General features: G+C 67.5%; 16 protein-coding genes. 6 read left to right on the top strand and 10 right to left on the bottom strand.

Annotation, left to right across the window (positions count from 1 at the left end; all coding sequences use genetic code 11):
• Positions 1–4: 4 nt before the first annotated feature.
• From bluB to CX676_RS12515, 5 genes are all read right to left on the bottom strand, one after another.
• The gene (gene bluB, locus CX676_RS12535) at positions 5–688 is read right to left on the bottom strand and encodes a 5,6-dimethylbenzimidazole synthase (protein WP_101752924.1); all 684 of its coding nucleotides are present in this window, start codon (positions 686–688) and stop codon (positions 5–7) included.
• A 7-nt stretch (positions 689–695) separates the two neighbouring features.
• A complete protein-coding gene (locus CX676_RS12530; RefSeq protein WP_101752923.1) occupies positions 696–1,085 on the bottom strand; it encodes an acyl-CoA thioesterase in 390 nt (129 codons plus the stop codon).
• Positions 1,082–2,005 (bottom strand): ornithine cyclodeaminase family protein, encoded by a 924-nt coding sequence (locus CX676_RS12525; protein WP_101752922.1) that lies wholly within the window; start codon positions 2,003–2,005, stop codon positions 1,082–1,084. Before CX676_RS12525 ends, CX676_RS12530 begins: the two co-directional genes overlap by 4 nt.
• A gap of 68 nt (positions 2,006–2,073) precedes the next feature.
• Positions 2,074–3,297: a UbiH/UbiF/VisC/COQ6 family ubiquinone biosynthesis hydroxylase gene (locus tag CX676_RS12520; RefSeq protein ID WP_101752921.1), complete on the bottom strand. Its 1,224-nt coding sequence runs from the start codon at positions 3,295–3,297 to the stop codon at positions 2,074–2,076.
• Positions 3,298–3,345: 48 nt separating this feature from the next.
• Positions 3,346–4,197 carry an SDR family oxidoreductase gene (locus CX676_RS12515; protein WP_101754310.1) on the bottom strand — a complete coding sequence of 284 codons (852 nt, stop codon included), beginning with the start codon at positions 4,195–4,197 and terminating at the stop codon, positions 3,346–3,348.
• Positions 4,198–4,379: 182 nt separating this feature from the next.
• On the opposite strand from CX676_RS12515, the gene CX676_RS12510 reads away from it, so the two are divergent.
• The 3 genes from CX676_RS12510 (at position 4,380) to CX676_RS12500 (ending at position 7,360) form a co-directional block, all read left to right on the top strand.
• Positions 4,380–5,864 carry an AMP nucleosidase gene (locus tag CX676_RS12510; protein WP_101754309.1) on the top strand — a complete coding sequence of 495 codons (1,485 nt, stop codon included), beginning with the start codon at positions 4,380–4,382 and terminating at the stop codon, positions 5,862–5,864.
• Between the two features lie 149 nt (positions 5,865–6,013).
• On the top strand, positions 6,014–6,313 hold the full coding sequence (locus tag CX676_RS12505; protein WP_101752920.1) for an HU family DNA-binding protein: 300 nt from the start codon (positions 6,014–6,016) through the stop codon (positions 6,311–6,313).
• Positions 6,314–6,478: 165 nt separating this feature from the next.
• A complete protein-coding gene (locus CX676_RS12500) occupies positions 6,479–7,360 on the top strand; it encodes a DMT family transporter (protein ID WP_101752919.1) in 882 nt (293 codons plus the stop codon).
• Positions 7,361–7,372: 12 nt separating this feature from the next.
• On the opposite strand, the gene CX676_RS12495 is transcribed toward CX676_RS12500, so the two are convergent.
• Both CX676_RS12495 and CX676_RS12490 read right to left on the bottom strand, forming a co-directional pair.
• Positions 7,373–7,564, bottom strand: coding sequence for a hypothetical protein (locus CX676_RS12495; protein ID WP_101752918.1), 192 nt, complete (start codon positions 7,562–7,564; stop codon positions 7,373–7,375).
• Positions 7,557–8,141, bottom strand: a complete 585-nt coding sequence (locus CX676_RS12490; protein WP_101752917.1) for an RBBP9/YdeN family alpha/beta hydrolase — start codon at positions 8,139–8,141, stop codon at positions 7,557–7,559. The genes CX676_RS12495 and CX676_RS12490 overlap by 8 nt, the downstream gene beginning before the upstream one ends.
• A 344-nt stretch (positions 8,142–8,485) precedes the next feature.
• On the opposite strand from CX676_RS12490, the gene CX676_RS12485 reads away from it, so the two are divergent.
• From CX676_RS12485 to CX676_RS12475, 3 genes are all read left to right on the top strand, one after another.
• Positions 8,486–9,607, top strand: coding sequence for an efflux RND transporter periplasmic adaptor subunit (locus tag CX676_RS12485; RefSeq protein ID WP_157935920.1), 1,122 nt, complete (start codon positions 8,486–8,488; stop codon positions 9,605–9,607).
• A 3-nt stretch (positions 9,608–9,610) separates the two neighbouring features.
• Positions 9,611–12,757 carry an efflux RND transporter permease subunit gene (locus CX676_RS12480; protein WP_101752915.1) on the top strand — a complete coding sequence of 1,049 codons (3,147 nt, stop codon included), beginning with the start codon at positions 9,611–9,613 and terminating at the stop codon, positions 12,755–12,757.
• 141 nt (positions 12,758–12,898) lie between these two features.
• The gene (locus CX676_RS12475; RefSeq protein WP_101754308.1) at positions 12,899–14,065 is read left to right on the top strand and encodes an MFS transporter; all 1,167 of its coding nucleotides are present in this window, start codon (positions 12,899–12,901) and stop codon (positions 14,063–14,065) included.
• Between the two features lies 1 nt (position 14,066).
• Here the strand turns inward: CX676_RS12475 and CX676_RS12470 are convergent, their stop codons facing one another.
• Genes CX676_RS12470 through exbB form a run of 3 tightly spaced genes read right to left on the bottom strand, consistent with a single transcriptional unit; the run spans position 14,067 to position 16,275 of the window.
• Positions 14,067–14,981: a TonB C-terminal domain-containing protein gene (locus CX676_RS12470; RefSeq protein WP_101752914.1), complete on the bottom strand. Its 915-nt coding sequence runs from the start codon at positions 14,979–14,981 to the stop codon at positions 14,067–14,069.
• Complete coding sequence (gene exbD / locus CX676_RS12465; RefSeq protein ID WP_101752913.1) at positions 14,978–15,418, bottom strand: TonB system transport protein ExbD; 441 nt, start codon at positions 15,416–15,418, stop codon at positions 14,978–14,980. Before exbD ends, CX676_RS12470 begins: the two co-directional genes overlap by 4 nt.
• A gap of 2 nt (positions 15,419–15,420) precedes the next feature.
• A complete protein-coding gene (gene exbB, locus CX676_RS12460; protein ID WP_101752912.1) occupies positions 15,421–16,275 on the bottom strand; it encodes a tonB-system energizer ExbB in 855 nt (284 codons plus the stop codon).
• Positions 16,276–16,284 lie beyond the last annotated feature (9 nt).

Raw genomic sequence — 16,284 nt, 5'->3', positions numbered from 1 at the left:
CGCCTCACTGCGGCTGCCAGACTTCCTCCATCACCATCGCGTCCAGATCCGCGACACTGGCCCAGCCACGTGCGGCAAGTTCGGGGCGGTCGAATAGGTCATCGACATGGCCGAGGCACAGATAGGCGACGATGGCGATATGGTCGGGCAGTCGCAGGATGGGGCGCAGATCGGCCTCGTTGAAGATGCTGACCCAGCCGACGCCGATCCCCTCGGCCCGCGCCGCCAGCCACAGGTTCTGCACCGCGCAGACGGTGGAATAGCGGTCCATGTCGGGGTTATGGGTGCGCCCAAGCACTACCTTGCCGCCCCGGCTGCGGTCGCAGGTGACGCAGATGTTCAGCGGCGCCTTTTCGATCCCCTCGAGTTTCAGCGCTGCATACTGTGACTGCCGGTCCTCGGGAAACAGCGCGCGGGCCTCGTCATTGGCCTTGAGGAAGGCGCGTTTCACCGCCGCCCGGCGCGCGGCATCGCGGATCAGGATGAAATTCCAGGGCTGCGACAGGCCGACCGAAGGCGCGGCATGGGCGGCACGTAGGATGCGGGTCAGCACCTCGGGGGCGATAGGGTCGGGCAGGAACTCGTTTCGCACATCGCGGCGATGGGCGATGATGTCGTAAAGCGCCTGCCGCTCACTGGCGGAAAACACCCTTGCGCGGCAGGGTGCAGGGCTGGTTTGGTCGGACATGGCGGGTTCAGGCCTCGGGCTTCACCGGGCGCGCCTTGCCGTTCTCGTCCAGCGCCACGAAGGTGAAGGTGGCCTCGGTCACCTTCTGGCCCGTCTCGCTGTCACGCTCGCGGCGCCAGGCCTCGACATGGATATCCATCGAGCTGCGGCCGATCCGTTCGATCTCGGCATAAAGCGAGACCTCGTCGCCGACCTTGACCGGGCGGTGGAACTTCATCCCCTCGACGGCGATGGTGGCGCTGCGGCCGCGCGCGGTCAGCGAGGCGATCGACCCCGCCGCAAGGTCCATCTGGCTCATCAGCCAGCCGCCGAAGATATCGCCCGCCGGGTTGGTATCCGCCGGCATGGCGATGGTGCGGATGGTCGGGCTGCAATCGGGCATCGTCTCGTCGCTCATGCGCGGGCTCCCTGGCTGGCGGCATCGAGGATATAGCGGGCGGTCATCAGGTCGAGATGCGCACCGCCACCATTCTTGGCGATGGTGATCTCGGCGTCACTTGTCCGGGCATAGCGGCCCGAGGGCAGGTCGTAGAAATCGGCGACAATGTCAGCCTCGGTGATGACGCCTTGATCCAGCGGGATCTGGATCTCGCCGATATGGCCGATGGTGGTCTTGCGGCTGTCCACGAACAGCCGGGCGCGTTTCAGCGCGGCATCGTCGACCTCGCGCATGTCGGGGCGATAGGCGCCGATCAGGTCCAGATGGGTGCCGGGCGTGAGCCACTCGCCCCGGATCAGCGGCTCGCGCGCCATGGTGGTGGTGGCGATGATCTCGGCCCCGGCCACTGCCTCGGCCAGATCGCCCGCGACCTCGGCACGGGTCTCGGCGGCCAGCGTTTCCGCCGCGCCCTTGCTGCGGTTCCAGATCGTGACCTGCGCGTCGGGGATCATCGCGCGATAGGCGTCGATCATCGAATGGCCGACCTTGCCCGCGCCCACGATCAGTACCCGCCGCGCGTCCTTGCGGGCCAGCATCCGCGCCGAGAGCAGGCTGTCGCCGGCCGTCTTCCACTTGGTCACCAGGTGGAAATCGACCAGCGCCGCCAGTTGCCCGGTCACGTCATCGATAAGGTTCACCACGCCGTTGATCATTGGCCGGTCATTTGCGGGATTGCCCGGATAGACCGTCGCCGCCTTCACCGCCAGCCCCAGCCCGTCGATCCAGGCCGAGCGCGTGAGCAGCGTATCCTCGCCGCGATACAGGAAACTGTCGGCAATCTCGGCTGGTGGCAAGGCATGGCCGGCGGCCAGCGCCTCGGTCAATGCGATCCAGTCCAGCCGGGCTTCGGCCTCGGGGCCGATGATCTGCGGGGTCATGGCGGTCCCTTTCACCGTGTCGGGGCGACCCTAGCCGGGCGCCGGGCGGGCGACAAGCCGGTCGGGTGTTACAGCGGCTGCCCGGTCAGAAGGCGCGGCATCGGGTCAATGGACAGGCCCGCCGCCTGCCGCATGAAACCACGGCGCAGTTGCGGCACCGCACTGACCAGCCCCATGCCCAGGCCCCGCGCCGTGCGGATCAGCGGGTTGTCGCTGCCGAAAAGCCCGTTCACCGCATCCATCCCCAGCGCCAGGCTGGTCGCGTCAAAGCGCCGCCAGCCTTGGTAACGTGCCAGCACCGGCTCGGACCCGATATCCTCGCCGCGCCGCGCCGCCTCGACCAGCACCTCGGCCAAGGCCGCCACGTCGCGCAGGCCAAGGTTCAGCCCCTGACCGGCCAGCGGATGCACGCCGTGCGCGGCATCGCCCATGATGGCAATGCGCGGCGCGATATAGGTCTCGGCCAGCGACAGCGACAGCGGATAGGAAAAGCGCGGCCCGGCCAGCGCGATCGGCCCAAGGAAATCGCCAAAGCGCGGGCGCAAGACGTCAAGGAAACCGTCATCGGGCAGGGCGCTGATGGCACTGGCATTCGCGCGGGTTTCGGACCAGACGACGCTGCTGCGATTGCCGGGCAAGGGCAGGATCGCCAGCGGGCCGGTCGGCATGAAATACTGATGCGCGATACCGTGATGCGGGAGTTCGTGGTCGATGGCGGCGACCAGCGCGGTCTGGCCGTAATCCCAGCCCTGCCGCTTGATCCCGGCGCGGCTCGCCACGCCCGACTGCCGCCCGTCCGCACCGACCAGAAGCCGCGCGCTCAATTGCCGCCCGTCGGACAGATCGACAGTAACCGAGGCGGGCCCGGCCTCCTGCCCGGTGACGGAGACGCCATCCAGCAGCGTGACCTTTCCCGCCATCCCCTTCAGCAATGCGCGATAGAGGAAGCGGTCCTCGAGCATATGCCCGACCGCGCCTTCCTCGATCTCGGCGCTGTCGAAATGCAGGAAGAACAGCCCCGCGCCGTCGCCCGGCTGTCCCTGCGAGGCCTTGACCTCGAGGATCGGCTGGCTGTTCGCCGCCAACCCGCCCCAAAGCCCGAGCGCCTTCAACAGACGTTGCGAGGCCAGCGCCAGCGCATAGGCGCGGCCATCGAAATCATCGGCTTCGCGGGCATCGGCGGGGCGGGCATCGACCACCGCGACCGAGAGGCCCGCACTTGCCAGCGCCAGCGCGAGCGTGGGGCCATTCAGCCCGCCACCGGCAATGAGAACGTCGAAATCAGGTTTCATGGGCACCGATCAAGCACGGGTTGGCGGGGTTGTAAATGCGGCGCGTGGTCAGCCGTGCCCCTCGGCCTTCAGGATCGCGGCCAGCGCGCTTGGATAATCGGGATAAAGCAGGTTGATGCCAAGCTCGCGCTTGATCTTCGCGTTCGAGACACGTTTTGACTCGGCATAGAAGCTGCGGGCCATGGGGGTCATTTCGGCGGTGGCGAAATCCTCGGCCGGGGGAAGGGGCAGGCCGATCAGCGCGGCGGCATGGGCAATGATCTCTTGTGGCGGCGCGGGATCGTCGTCGCAGACATTATAGACCGCGCCCGGCCCCTCGGCCCTGATCGAGGCCATCAGCACGCGGGCGATATCCTCGGCATGGATGCGCGAGAAGACCTGACCCGGTTTGATGATCCGCCGCGCTGTGCCGGCGCGCAGCTTCGCGAACGGCCCTCGGCCAGGGCCATAGATGCCGGCAAGGCGGAAGATGTGCAGGGGCCAGCCGGCCTCCTCCGCAAGGCGTTGCCACGCCGCCTCGGCCTCGACCCGGGCCACGCCCCGGCTGGTCGAGGGTTCCAGCGGCGAGTCCTCGGTCACCCACTCGCCGCCCCGGTCGCCATAGACCCCGGTGGTCGAGAGATAGCCGAGCCAGCGCGGATGCGCGCGGCGCAGGTCATCGCCAAAGGCCGACAGCACCGGATCGCCCTCCGGCCCGGGCGCGGCGCTGACCAGAATGGCATCGGCGCGGGCGATGCGCTCGCGGATCGCCGCCTCCTCGCCCGGCCACATCAGCGGCTCGGCCCCGGCAGCGGCAACCTCGGCCCGGCGGCTGCGGGTGGTGCCGGTGACCTGCCAGCCGGCTTCGCGCAGCAGCGGTGCCAGGAAGCCGGCGGAATAGCCATGGCCGAGGATCAGCATCTGCGGTTCTGTCGTCTTGGCCACTGTCACGCCCCTGTTGCCTTGGCCTGACAAACTAGCCGCAGGCGCGGTGGATTGCGAGGGTCGGAGGCGGCCGTGGCAGCGGCGGCCCGGCGCTTTCGGCTTCTTGTCAGCATCGCCTCCGGCTGGCACATTCGCCGGAATGATCAGGGAAGATGCAGATGAATCACGACAGCCGCTTTCTGCCGGTCGAGACGCCACCCGCGGCACCGCGCGAACAATTCACCGATGCCAAGGCCGCCGTCGCCCGCCTGGAAGCGCTGTATCACGAGTCGACGCAGTTCCTGCTGGATCATTTCATCGAGACGCTGAAGGGCGGCAAGCCCAAGGCCCGCTACCGCGCCTTCTATCCCGAGGTGCGGCTGACCACGACCAGCCATACCCCCACCGATTCCCGCCTGTCCTTCGGCCACGTGACGACGCCCGGCAGCTATGTGGCAACGATCACCCGGCCCGACCTCTTCCGCAATTACCTGACCGAGCAGATCGGCCTTCTGATCCGCAACCATGGCGTGCCAGTGACGATCGGGCCAAGCGAGACGCCGATCCCGGTGCATTTCGCTGTGTCGAGCCAGTCGGACCTGAATGTCCCGCAGGAAGGCGTTCTGGATTTCAGCCTGCGCGACGTGTTCGACGTGCCGGACCTCGAGACGATGAACGACGACATCGTCAACGGCAAGGCCGTGCCTCATGCCGACGGCGCGCTGCACCTGGCGCCCTTCACTGCGCAGCGGGTGGATTACTCGCTGGCGCGGCTGGCCCATTACACCGCGACCGCGCCCGAGCATTTCCAGAACTTCGTCCTCTTCACCAACTACCAGTTCTATGTCGACGAGTTCGAGGCCTATGCCCGCCGCGTGCTGGCCGATCCCTCGATGGGCTATACTTCTTTCGTGGCACCCGGAAACCACGTCATTACCGACCCGAACCAGCCCTTGCCGCATGACCAGAAGATGCCGCAGATGCCGGCCTATCACCTGACGCGCGAGGGCGGGCAGGGGATCACGCTGGTCAATATCGGCGTAGGCCCGTCCAACGCCAAGACGGCCACCGACCATATCGCCGTGCTGCGCCCCCATGCCTGGCTGATGGTCGGCCATTGCGCCGGGCTGAGGAACAGCCAGCGCCTTGGCGATTTCGTGCTGGCCCATGCCTATCTGCGCGAGGATCACGTGTTGGACGACGACCTGCCGGTCTGGGTGCCGATCCCGGCCTTGGCCGAGGTGCAGGTGGCGCTGCAGGAGGCGGTGGCCGAGATCACCCAGCTGGACGGGTTCGAGTTGAAGCGGATCATGCGCACCGGCACCGTCGCCACCATCGACAACCGCAACTGGGAACTGCGCGACCAGTCCGGCCCGGTGCACCGGCTGTCGCTGTCCCGCGCCGTCGGGCTGGACATGGAAAGCGCCACCATCGCCGCCAACGGCTTCCGCTTCCGGGTGCCTTACGGCACGCTCCTTTGCGTCAGCGACAAACCGCTGCATGGCGAGCTGAAGCTGCCCGGGATGGCCACGGATTTCTATCGCACGCAGGTCGCAAACCATTTGCTGATCGGAGTCAGGGCGATGGAGAAGCTGCGCGAGATGCCGCTGGAACGGATTCACAGCCGGAAGTTGCGGTCCTTCAGCGAGACGGCCTTCCTTTGACCCTACGGAAGCTTTGCAGACTGGGCAAGAACGCGCATTTTCAGCGAAAAATACTTGATCTAAGAGTCAAAACCGTGTGTAGCAGGCTTTGTGTCGCCGGAACGGCGCAATCCATAACGCCTTCAACAGGGCACTGAGGAGACAGTTTAATGGCTAACGTGAACGCGAAACCGATGACCAAGACCCAGCTGGTTGCGACCCTGGCCGACGAGATGGGTTCGGACAAGAAATCCGCCGCCGCTGCCCTGGACGCGCTGACCGCCGTGGTCACCCGCGAGGTCGCGAATGGTGGTTCGGTGACGCTGCCGGGCATTGGCAAGATCGCTTGCCGCGCGCGTCCCGAGCGTCAGGTCCGCAACCCGCAGACCCAGGAAATGATGACCAAGCCGGCCGACAAGCAGGTCAAGGTGACCGTTGCGAAGGCGCTGAAAGACAGCGTCAACGCCTGATCCTGTCACAGGCGAAATTCCGGGGCCGCGCCAGTTGGGCGCGGCCTTTTGCATTCCGGGGGGCGGCATCGCCTGATGGCCCGGCGGTCTGGATCGCGCCGGCTTTTCAATTGCCGCGCAAGCTGCTAGCCGGCGGTTGCAGATGCTGCAAATGGAGGCAGGGCAATGGATATCCGCGCGATCCTGATGGGGCTGAGTTTCGGCCTCTTGTGGTCCTCGGCCTTTGCCTCGACCCGGGTGATCGTGCTCGATGCCCCGCCGCTGACCGCGCTGGTCATCCGCTTCCTGATCTCGGCGGTTCTGGGGGTGATCCTCGCCCGCGCCATGGGCCAGAACTGGAAGCTCAGCCGCGCCGAATGGCGCATGGTCATCATCTTCGGCCTTTGCCAGAACGCGCTGTATCTCGGCCTGAATTGGGTGGCGATGCAATGGGTCGAAGCTTCGGCGGCATCGATCATCGCCTCCATGCTGCCGCTTCTGGTCGCGGCGGCGGGCTGGGTCTTCTATGGCGAGAAGCTGCGTCCGATCGCGATCATCGGCTTGCTGGTGGGCTTTGCCGGGGTGGCGCTGATCATGGGGTCGCGGATCAGCGACGGGCTGGATCCGATGGGCGTCATCATGTGCCTGATCGCCGTGGTGGCGCTGACCGTCGCCACGCTGGTGCTGCGCGGCGCTGGTGGCGGGCGGAACGTGCTGATGATGGTGGCGTTGCAGATGCTGGTGGGCTCGGTGGCGCTGCTGCCGCTGGCCGTCGCCTTTGAAAGCTGGAGCGACATCCAGTGGTCCTGGACGCTGGTCTGGGCCTTTATCTATACCGTGCTGGGGCCGGGCCTGCTGGCCACCTTCATCTGGTTCCGGCTGGTCAGCCGCATCGGTGCCACCCGCGCGGCGACCTTCCATTTCCTCACGCCCTTCCTTGGCGTCAGCATCGCCGCCGCTTTCCTGGGCGAGCGTTTCGGCCCGACCGACCTGATCGGCGCGCTGGTCGTCGCCGCCGGCATCCTGATGGTGCAGCTATCGAAGGTGCAGGGTCGCGCCAGCGGCTAGGTCAGCTGCGCCTCACCTGACGCCCGTAACCTGCCTGGCCATGATCAGGCCGAGGGTGAAGCCGAAATGCAGGGGCGCGCGCCACAGATCAACCGCATCCGGGCTGTGACCCCGCTCCTCCGGCCTGATCCGGTGGCGGACGGCCTCGCGCGGGCTGCGGGTCAGGACGTCGGTGGGCTCGTGATGTGAATGTCCGTCAAGCATGGTGCGAACTCCTGTCGCGGAAGAGGGGGCGAGCTGTCAACGCGGCGGGGCGGGCCGAGCGGAGCAGCAGGTCATCGCGCAACCGCTTGCCCCCGGGCCAGGGACCGAAGCCTGCGGCGGCATTGATATGGCCGGCGCGGCCCAGGTCGATCAGCCGGCTGCCCCAGGCGTCGGCCAGCCCGGCGGCGCGGGAAAAGCCCATCCACGGATCGTCATGGCTGGCGACAACGGTTCCGGGAATGCCGAGCGCCTGTTCCGGGATGCGTCCGAACTGCCCGATCCGGTCGCTGCCGAAGGTCTCGGCCGGCGCGACCAGCAGCGCGGCACGGACCCGCAACTGCGGCCAGCGCGACAACAACCGGGCGATAAGGATCGACCCCAGGGAATGGCCGACAAGGATGCTGTCGGGGTGGCGCAGGATGGCACCTGCCAACTCGATCTCCCAATGGTCGGGAACCGGGCGTCCGGGTTCGGGCAGGTCGACCATCAGCGCCTGCGGATCGGTCATGGCCCACCAGTGTTGCCAGTGCGGGGCCCGAGAGCCGTCAAGCCCGGGGACGATCAGCGTCTTGGTCATGTCTCGCTCCGTTCGATTGAACCTGTGTGCCAGATAAATCTACCAATAAAGTCGTGATTTATGGAGTCTAAAGATGGTGGCGAAAAGGGAAGATCCTTCTCTCGCCGAGGCTAGCAGGCGCGTTTGACAGGGTGATGACGATGCGCGAAACCGGGCCGCAGTTTGCAGTCACTGCAAACTATCCTGCTGGCGGCGACGCGACGGCATCGATACGCGAACAGGAGATGGCGTCAGGCCCGCCACGGTTGCATGAAAATCCTTGCGCAAGCAAATGCATAGGCAGAGTATTCCTTAGAATCGAGCGTCGGGCCCGCCGCAGGCGAGGCCTTGAACTGGGGGCAGCCATGCTTTGCAAACCGCGTGAATTCGACATCATCAGAACCACGTTCCGCGCCGCTTTCCTGCTGGCTGCCGGGCTTGTCGCTGGTCCTCCGGGCGCACTGGCGCAGGAGGCGCCGGTGGTCATGGTCCGCGAGGTGGAAAGCCGCGAGGTGCCGAACACCGCCGAGTTCATCGGCCGGATTCAGGCGGTCGAGCGGGTGGACATCGTGGCCCGCGTGACCGGCACGCTGCTGGCGCCCGAGTTCACCGAAGGCGACAGGGTCGAGGCCGGGCAATTGCTGTACCAGATCGATCCGGCGCCGTTCCAGGCCGATGTGAACGGGCAGGCGGCGCAGCTGGCCAGTGCAAGGGCGGTCGCCGCCAATGCCACGTTGAACAACACCCGCGCGCAGGATCTGGCCAAGACCCAGGCCGGATCGCAGGCCACCGCCGATACCCGCGCGGCGGAACTGGCGCAGGCCAATGCCGCAGTGCAGATCGCCGAGGCCGGGCTGGAAGTGGCCGAGATCACCCTCGGCTATACCCAGATCACCTCGCCGATCAGCGGCCGCATCGGTCGCAGCGCCATCACCCAGGGCAATATCGTCTCGCCCGCCTCGGGCCCGTTGGCGCGGGTGGTGCAGGATGACAAGGTCTGGGCGGTCTTTGCCCCCAGCCAGCGCGAGGTGCTGCAATACCGCAAGGCCGGGTTCGAGAAGCCGCCGGTGGTGCGGCTGAAGCTGGCCGATGGCAGCCTCTATGACGGCACCGGCACGGTCGACTTCCTCGATAACAGCGTTGATGCCAGCACCGACAGCCAGACCCTGCGCGCCACCTTCGACAATCCCGACAAGCTGTTGATCGACGGCCAGACCATCCGGGTGCTGATCGAGCAGCCGGCAGATGCGCCGGTGCTGGTGGTGCCGGGTGTTGCGCTGGCGGCGGATCAGACCGGACCCTTCGTGCTGACCGTGGGTGCCGAGAACAAGGTGGCGACCAAATACGTCACCACCGGCCAGCAGCGCGACGGCATGGCGGTCATCACCGCAGGACTGGCCGAAGGGGACAAGGTGATCGTGCAGGGCGCGCAGCGCGTCCGCAATGGCATGGTGGTCAATCCCCAGCCCGCCGACACGGGAAACTAGGCCGTGATCTCCTCGGTCTTCATCCGTCGTCCGCGCATGGCGATCGTCATCTCGCTCATCATCACCATTGCCGGGCTGATGGCCTATCGCGCGCTGCCGGTGGCGCAATTCCCCGAGATCGTGCCGCCGCAGGTGCAGGTCAGCGCCTTCTATCCCGGTGCCGATGCCAGCACGCTGGAGCAATCGGTGGCACAGGTGATCGAGCCGGCAATCAACGGCGTCGATGACATGATCTACATGCAATCGACCTCGGGCTCGGATGGCAGCTACAGCCTCGCGGTCAGTTTCGAGGTCGGGTCGGACCCGGACCTGAACACGGTGAACGTGTCGAACCGGGTGAACCAGATCACCGCGGCCCTGCCGGCCGAGGTGCAGGCGCTGGGGGTGACGGTGCAGAAACGCTCGACCAGCATGTTGCAGGTCATCACCGTCTATTCCCCCGACAGCTCGCGCGATACGCTGTTCCTGTCGAACTATACCAAGCTGAACCTTGTCGACCGGCTGGCCCGGGTGCCGGGCGTGGGCGAGGCGTTCGCCTTCGGGCCGCGCGACTATTCCATGCGGGTCTGGCTGGATGTGCAGCGGCTGTCGAGCCTGAACCTGACGGCCACGGATGTCATCGGCGCGCTGAAGGCGCAGAACGTGCAGGCCGCGGTGGGGCGGATCGGTGCCAATCCGGCGATCCCCGGCACGAATTTCCAGGTCAACATCACCGCCGATGGCCGGCTGAACAGCGTCGAAGAGATCGAGAACGTAGTGCTGCGCAGCGATACGGGCGGCTCTCGCGTGCTGGTCAAGGACGTGGCCACGGTCGAGCTGGGCGCCAAGTCGCAGGATGCGGACCCGAGCTTCAACGGGCTGCCGGCGGCGGGCATCGGCATCTATCAGGCACCGGGCGCCAATGCCATCGCCACCGCCGAGGCGGTGAACGAGGTGCTGCACGAGCTGGAGGCGCGGCTGCCCGAAGGCGTGGCGATCACAGTAGCCTACGACTCAACCTATTTCGTCGAGCAGATGATGGAAAGCGTGATGCACACGCTGGAAGAAGCCTTCATCCTCGTCGCCATCGTCGTGCTGGTCTTCCTCGGCAGCTTCCGCGCTACGCTGATCCCGATCCTTGCCGTGCCGGTGGCGCTGATCGGTACGCTGGCGGTGATGCTGGCACTGGGCTTCTCGCTCAACACCATCTCTCTGCTGGCGCTGGTTCTGGCCATCGGCATCGTGGTCGATGACGCCATCGTCGTGGTCGAGGCGGTCGAGCACAAGCTGGAGGAACATCCCGAGATGACGCCGGCCGAGGCGACCGAGGCGGCGATGAAGGAAATCACCGCCCCGATCATCGCCATCACGCTGGTGCTCTTGTCGGTCTTCGTGCCGACCATGTTCATCCCAGGCATCACTGGCGAGCTCTACAAGCAATTTGCGGTCGCGGTTTCGGTCTCGATGGTGATCTCGGCGATCAACGCGCTGAGCCTGTCGCCGGCGCTGTGTTCGATCATCCTCAAGCGCAACGAGGGTGGCAAGAAGGGCCTGTTCCGGGTTTTTGACCGGGGCGTGAACGGGCTGAGTCGTGGTTATCTGGGGGTGGTCAGGCCGCTGACCCGGCGGGCGATCCTGGCGCTGGTGCTGCTGGGCGGCTTCCTGTTCGGCACCGGCTATCTGGCCACGACCGTCCCCTCGGGCTTCCTGCCGCTCGAGGACCAGGGCGCCTTCATGGGCGAGTTCCAGCTACCCGCCGATGCCTCGGTCGAGCGCAGCACCGCCGTCGGCGAAGAGGTCCGCGCGGTTCTGGCTGCGAACGAGAATATCGAGAACGTCTTCACCGTCGCCGGCTTCTCGCTGATCGACGGCGTGGTGCTGCCGAACCGGGGCTTCTTCGTCGTCACCCTGAAACCCTTCGAGGAACGGCCCGACCCGTCGCAATCGGCCTTTACCGTCATCGATCAGGTCAACCGCCAGCTGGCCGGGCTGACCAGCACCACCGCCTTCGCCTTCAACCTGCCGCCCATTCAGGGCCTCGGCACCGGCTCGGGCTTCCAGGCGATGCTGGCCAGCCGCGAGGGGGCCGAGCCTGCCCAGATCGCCGAAGTGGCGCGCGGGCTGACCGCCAACGCGGCGCAGGATGATCGTCTTGCCGGGGTCTATACCACCTTCAGCGCCGATACCCCGCAGCTGAAACTGGTGATCGACCGCGAGCGTGTGCAGACCCTTGGCGTCGATATCGCGAGCCTGTTCCAGACTTCGGGCGCGCTTCTGGGTGGGGCCTACGTCAATGACGTGAACCTGTTCGGGCGCACCTGGCAGTTGAAGGTGCAGGCCGATGCCGCTGCGCGCATGGATGTCGAGGATATCGGCCAGATCCGGGTGCGCAGCGCCAGCGGCGCGTTGGTGCCGCTGACCGCCGTGGCCGAGGTCGAACTGGTCACCGCCCCGGCCTTCGTCACCCGCTACAACAACGAGCGGGCGGTGATGATCAATGGCGGGCCGTCGCCCGGCCATTCCTCGGGCGAAGCCATCGCCGCCATGCAGGCGGTCGCGGATGCCAGCCTGCCCGATGGCTATGCGCTGGAATGGACCGGCACGGCGCTGCAGGAGCAGGAGGCCAGCGGCCAGACCGGGCCAATTCTGGTGCTGGCTCTGGTCTTTGCCTACCTGTTCCTGGTGGCACTTTACGAAAGCTGGATGATCCCGATCGCGGTGCTCTTGTCGGTAGGCACCGGGCTTTTCGGGGCCATGCTGGCGCTGAAGCTGACGGGCTTGGAAAACAACGTCTATGCGCAGGTGGGCATCGTCATCCTGATCGCGCTGGCGGCCAAGAACGCCATCCTCATCGTCGAATTCGCGATGGAGCAGCGCGCCCATGGCAAAAGCATCGTCGATGCTGCCATCGCCGGCGCCGGACTGCGCTTCCGCGCGGTGATGATGACCTCCTTTGCCTTCATCCTTGGGCTGGTGCCGCTTGTCACCTCGTCCGGGGCCGGGGCGGCGACGCAGCGCGCCGTCGGCACCTCGGTATTCGGCGGGATGCTGGCCTCGGCCGCCTTCGGCATCTTCCTGATCCCGGGGCTCTACGTGATCTTCCAGTGGCTGCGCGAGAAGACCAAAAGTCTGATCGGAAGGAAGAAGGGACCCGAAACCCCGGCCTCGTGATCGTCTAGTAGCTCCGGTTGTCCGGGCTGGCGGAACGGTCCGCGCGTGCTATGTCCTTGTTGCGGCCAGACCAGCCGCAACGAGGAGACCTGTGACCTTGAGTGCCGAAACCATCGCCAATTGCCGCCCGGCCGGGGCGACGTGCCGCTGAGGCTTTCCGCCGATCGGCGCGGCGCGGTGGTCGCGGCGCTTGGCGTCACGCAGACCATCGGCTTTGCCTCGAGCTATTACATCCCGGCGGTGCTGGCCGTGCCGATGGCGGCGGGGCTGAACCTGTCGCCGATCTGGGTCTACGGTGCCTTTTCCATGGCGCTGATCGTCTCGGCCTTTGTCGGGCCTTGGGCCGGGGCGCGGATCGACCGGCTCGGCGGGCGCGGCGTGCTGATGGGGTCGAACCTGATCTTTGCCGCCGGGCTTATGCTGCTGGCCTTGGCCCCTTCGGCGCCGGTACTGTTTATGGGCTGGGCGCTGATCGGGCTGGGCATGGGCATCGGGCTCTACGATTCCGGCTTTGCCCTGCTGGCCGGCATCTATGGGCGCGGCGCGCGGGGCGCGATGACCGGCATCACCCTGATCGCCGGCTTCGCCAGCACCGTCGGCTGGCCGCTCTCAGGGCTGATCCTTGCCCATTGGGGCTGGCGCGAGGCCTGCGCCACCTGGGCGCTGATCCACCTGCTGATTGCCCTGCCGCTGAACGCGCTGCTGCCGACGCCTGCGGCCCGGCCTGTGGCAGAGGCTGGCCCGGAAGAGGCGGAAGACGGCCTGCCGCCACCGCGCGGAGAGCTGGCGCTGCTGGCCTTCGTCTTTGCCGCGACATGGTTTATCTCGACAGCAATGGCGGCGCATCTGCCCGGTCTGCTGCAGGCGGCGGGGGCGAGTGCCGCCACCGCCATCGCTGCAGGCGCGCTGATCGGGCCGGCGCAGGTGGGCGCGCGACTCATGGAGTTCAGCCTGCTTGGCCGCTTTCACCCGCTGGTCTCGGCCCGGCTGGCAGCGGCGGCGCATCCGCTGGCGGCGCTGTTGCTGGTGGGGATCGGCGGGCCGGCGGCCTCGGCTTTTGCGCTGCTGCACGGTGCCGGCAACGGCATCCTGACCATTGCCAAGGGCACGCTGCCCCTGGCGCTCTATGGCCCTGCCGGATACGGGCGCCGGCTCGGCTGGCTCAGCGCCCCGGCGCGGATCACCCAGGCGGCGGCGCCGCTGGTCTTTGGCGCGGCGCTGACGGCCTGGGGGTTGAACGCGATCTGGCTGACGGCGGGGATCGGGGCGGCGGCGCTGGCGGCGCTGTGCCTGATCCGGCGCAGATAGGTCAGCGCACGGTGATCGCGATCGGTACGGTCAGGTTCGCCGGCTGGCCGTTCGGCGGTGCCGGCAGTCGCGGCATCCGTCCGGCATGGCGGGCCAGAGCGTTGTCGACGCGGGCATTGCCCGTACCTGCGGCCAGCCGGGCGCTGGCCCGACCATTGGCGGCGACGCTGACCACCACCGTTGCCTGCAGCGTGCCGCGCGCGCCGCTGAGGTTGGCTCGGTGCATGTGCCGTGCGACCCGCGCCTGAACCTCGCCTTGCCAGTTGGCAATCGCCTGCGGGCTCGCGGCGGCACGCGCCTGCGAGGAATCGTTGCCCTGTGCTGCGCTGCTGGCCTGCTGCTGCCGGCGTTGCTGCGGCTGTGCCTCGGGCGCGGGCTGCTCTGCCGTCCGCTGGCGTCGGGGTTCTTCGCGCTGAGGTTCCGCCCGACGCTGGCGTTCGGGTTCTGGTTCTGGTTCGGGCGCGCGCTGCCGGACGACGGGGCGATCCGGGCGGCGCAGCGGTCGATCCGAGGCCAGCAGAACGGCATCCGAAGGTGGCTCGACCACCGGCGTCGGCATCTCGGCGAAGTCCGGTGCCGGCATGGGCAGCAGATCCGGCAGCACCGGATCGACGGGTTCGACAATCTGTTCGGGTTCAGGCTCGGGTGCGGGTTCGGGCTGCGGGATCTCGGGCGGCGAGAAGCTTTGCAGTTCGGGCAGGACCGGATCAACCGGCTGCGGCGCCGGCGGTGCCGCAGGGGGCGGGGCAGGGGCCAGTTCGATATAGACCGCCTCGGGGGCATCGGGCAAAGCGGCGACAGGGCGATCAAGCGCCCAGCTGGCCGCCAGCAGATGCGCGCCGACCACGGCGGTTCCGGCCGTCAGCCAGAGGCCGGTCCGCCCGGCCATCTCGCCCCTTGCCGCCGCGATGCTCATGGTGCCGCAGCCGGCGCGGCGCTGGCCTGATCGAGGCCAACCAACGCGATCTTCAGGTAACCCGCGTCGCGCAGCTGGTTCATGACTCCCATCAGCTCGCCATAGGGCACCGCCTGATCGGCGCGCAGGAAGAGGCGGGTCTCGGGATCGCCGCCGGTAGCCGCCGTCAGTGCCGATGCCAGCGCGCCCGGCGCGATGACATCGTTGCCGAGAGACAGCGACAGGTCGGGGCCAACCGTCAGCCAGACCGGCGCCTCGGGCCGGCCCGAGGAGGGCGCGTTCGAGACCGGCAGGTCGACATTCACATCCACCGTCGCGAGGGGCGCCGCGACCATGAAGATGATCAAGAGCACCAGCATCACGTCGATGAACGGGGTGACGTTGATCTCGTGCGCCTCGGTCAGGTCGTCGCCCTCGTCCAGCATCCCGCCAGCCATGGTCAGACCCCCGCCGCGCGGCGGTCGATGTCGCGCCCGACCAGCCGCTCGATGCCGGCGCCGACTTCGGCCAGACGCAGGCGGTAATTGGCGGTGACGCGCGCCAGCAGGTTATAGATCACCACTGCCGGGATGGCGGCGACAAGGCCAAGCGCGGTGGCCAGCAGCGCCTCGGCAATGCCCGGGGCGACCACGGCAAGGTTGGTGGTCTGCGCCTGCGAGATGCCGATGAAGCTGTTCATGATGCCCCAGACCGTGCCGAAGAGGCCGACAAAGGGCGCGGTCGAGCCGATGGTGGCCAGAAGCCCGGTGCCGCGCGCCGCCTCGCGCGTGGCTCGCGCCTGTATCTGAGCGAGGTGCGAGGCAATGCGACCGCGCACATCTGCCTGCGCCGCGCCTGAGCGGTTCAACTCGCGCGCCGTGGCGGCCAGCATCCTGAGGCCGGGGCCGCGCCCCTCGCCGCCGGCAAGGGCGTCGTCCAGATGCGGGGCGTCCTCGACCCGCCGTGCGGTGCGGGCGATGTTGCGGAAGGCCGCCAGCAGTTCCAGCGCCTTGGCGACCAGGATGGTCCAGGTGACGACCGAGGCGAAGACGAGGCCGATCATCACCGCCTTCACCACGATATCGGCCTGCCGGAACATGCCCATCGGCGAAAGGTCATGGGGCAGGGCCGCCAGGACGGCATTCTGCGGTGCAGGTGCAGGCACGGGAGTTTCCGCGGGAGCCGGGGCCGTCTGCACCTCGGTCACGGCAGGCGCCGGCTCGGCGGGCGTTGTCTGGGCCGCGATCGGGGCGGCAAGGCCGATCAGCAGCGCGGTCAACAGGCAGATCGGGCGAAGCCGAAGGGATCGGGTCATGAGGGGCCT

This window comes from Paracoccus zhejiangensis, assembly GCF_002847445.1.
In the GTDB taxonomy this organism is placed as follows: Bacteria; Pseudomonadota; Alphaproteobacteria; order Rhodobacterales; family Rhodobacteraceae; genus Paracoccus; species Paracoccus zhejiangensis.
This window is presented reverse-complemented; position numbering and strand designations above follow the sequence as displayed.

Excerpts from the sequence above, each read along its gene's own strand:
- bluB (WP_101752924.1), bottom strand. The coding sequence starts at position 688 with ATGTCCGACCAAACCAGCCCTGCACCCTGCCGCGCAAGGGTGTTTTCC.
- CX676_RS12485 (WP_157935920.1), top strand. The coding sequence starts at position 8,486 with ATGCTTTGCAAACCGCGTGAATTCGACATCATCAGAACCACGTTCCGC.
- CX676_RS12505 (WP_101752920.1), top strand. The coding sequence starts at position 6,014 with ATGGCTAACGTGAACGCGAAACCGATGACCAAGACCCAGCTGGTTGCG.
- CX676_RS12490 (WP_101752917.1), bottom strand. The coding sequence starts at position 8,141 with ATGACCAAGACGCTGATCGTCCCCGGGCTTGACGGCTCTCGGGCCCCG.
- CX676_RS12520 (WP_101752921.1), bottom strand. The coding sequence starts at position 3,297 with ATGAAACCTGATTTCGACGTTCTCATTGCCGGTGGCGGGCTGAATGGC.
- CX676_RS12495 (WP_101752918.1), bottom strand. The coding sequence starts at position 7,564 with ATGCTTGACGGACATTCACATCACGAGCCCACCGACGTCCTGACCCGC.
- CX676_RS12500 (WP_101752919.1), top strand. The coding sequence starts at position 6,479 with ATGGATATCCGCGCGATCCTGATGGGGCTGAGTTTCGGCCTCTTGTGG.
- exbB (WP_101752912.1), bottom strand. The coding sequence starts at position 16,275 with ATGACCCGATCCCTTCGGCTTCGCCCGATCTGCCTGTTGACCGCGCTG.
- CX676_RS12530 (WP_101752923.1), bottom strand. The coding sequence starts at position 1,085 with ATGAGCGACGAGACGATGCCCGATTGCAGCCCGACCATCCGCACCATC.
- CX676_RS12470 (WP_101752914.1), bottom strand. The coding sequence starts at position 14,981 with ATGAGCATCGCGGCGGCAAGGGGCGAGATGGCCGGGCGGACCGGCCTC.
- CX676_RS12525 (WP_101752922.1), bottom strand. The coding sequence starts at position 2,005 with ATGACCCCGCAGATCATCGGCCCCGAGGCCGAAGCCCGGCTGGACTGG.
- CX676_RS12510 (WP_101754309.1), top strand. The coding sequence starts at position 4,380 with ATGAATCACGACAGCCGCTTTCTGCCGGTCGAGACGCCACCCGCGGCA.
- CX676_RS12515 (WP_101754310.1), bottom strand. The coding sequence starts at position 4,197 with ATGCTGATCCTCGGCCATGGCTATTCCGCCGGCTTCCTGGCACCGCTG.
- exbD (WP_101752913.1), bottom strand. The coding sequence starts at position 15,418 with ATGGCTGGCGGGATGCTGGACGAGGGCGACGACCTGACCGAGGCGCAC.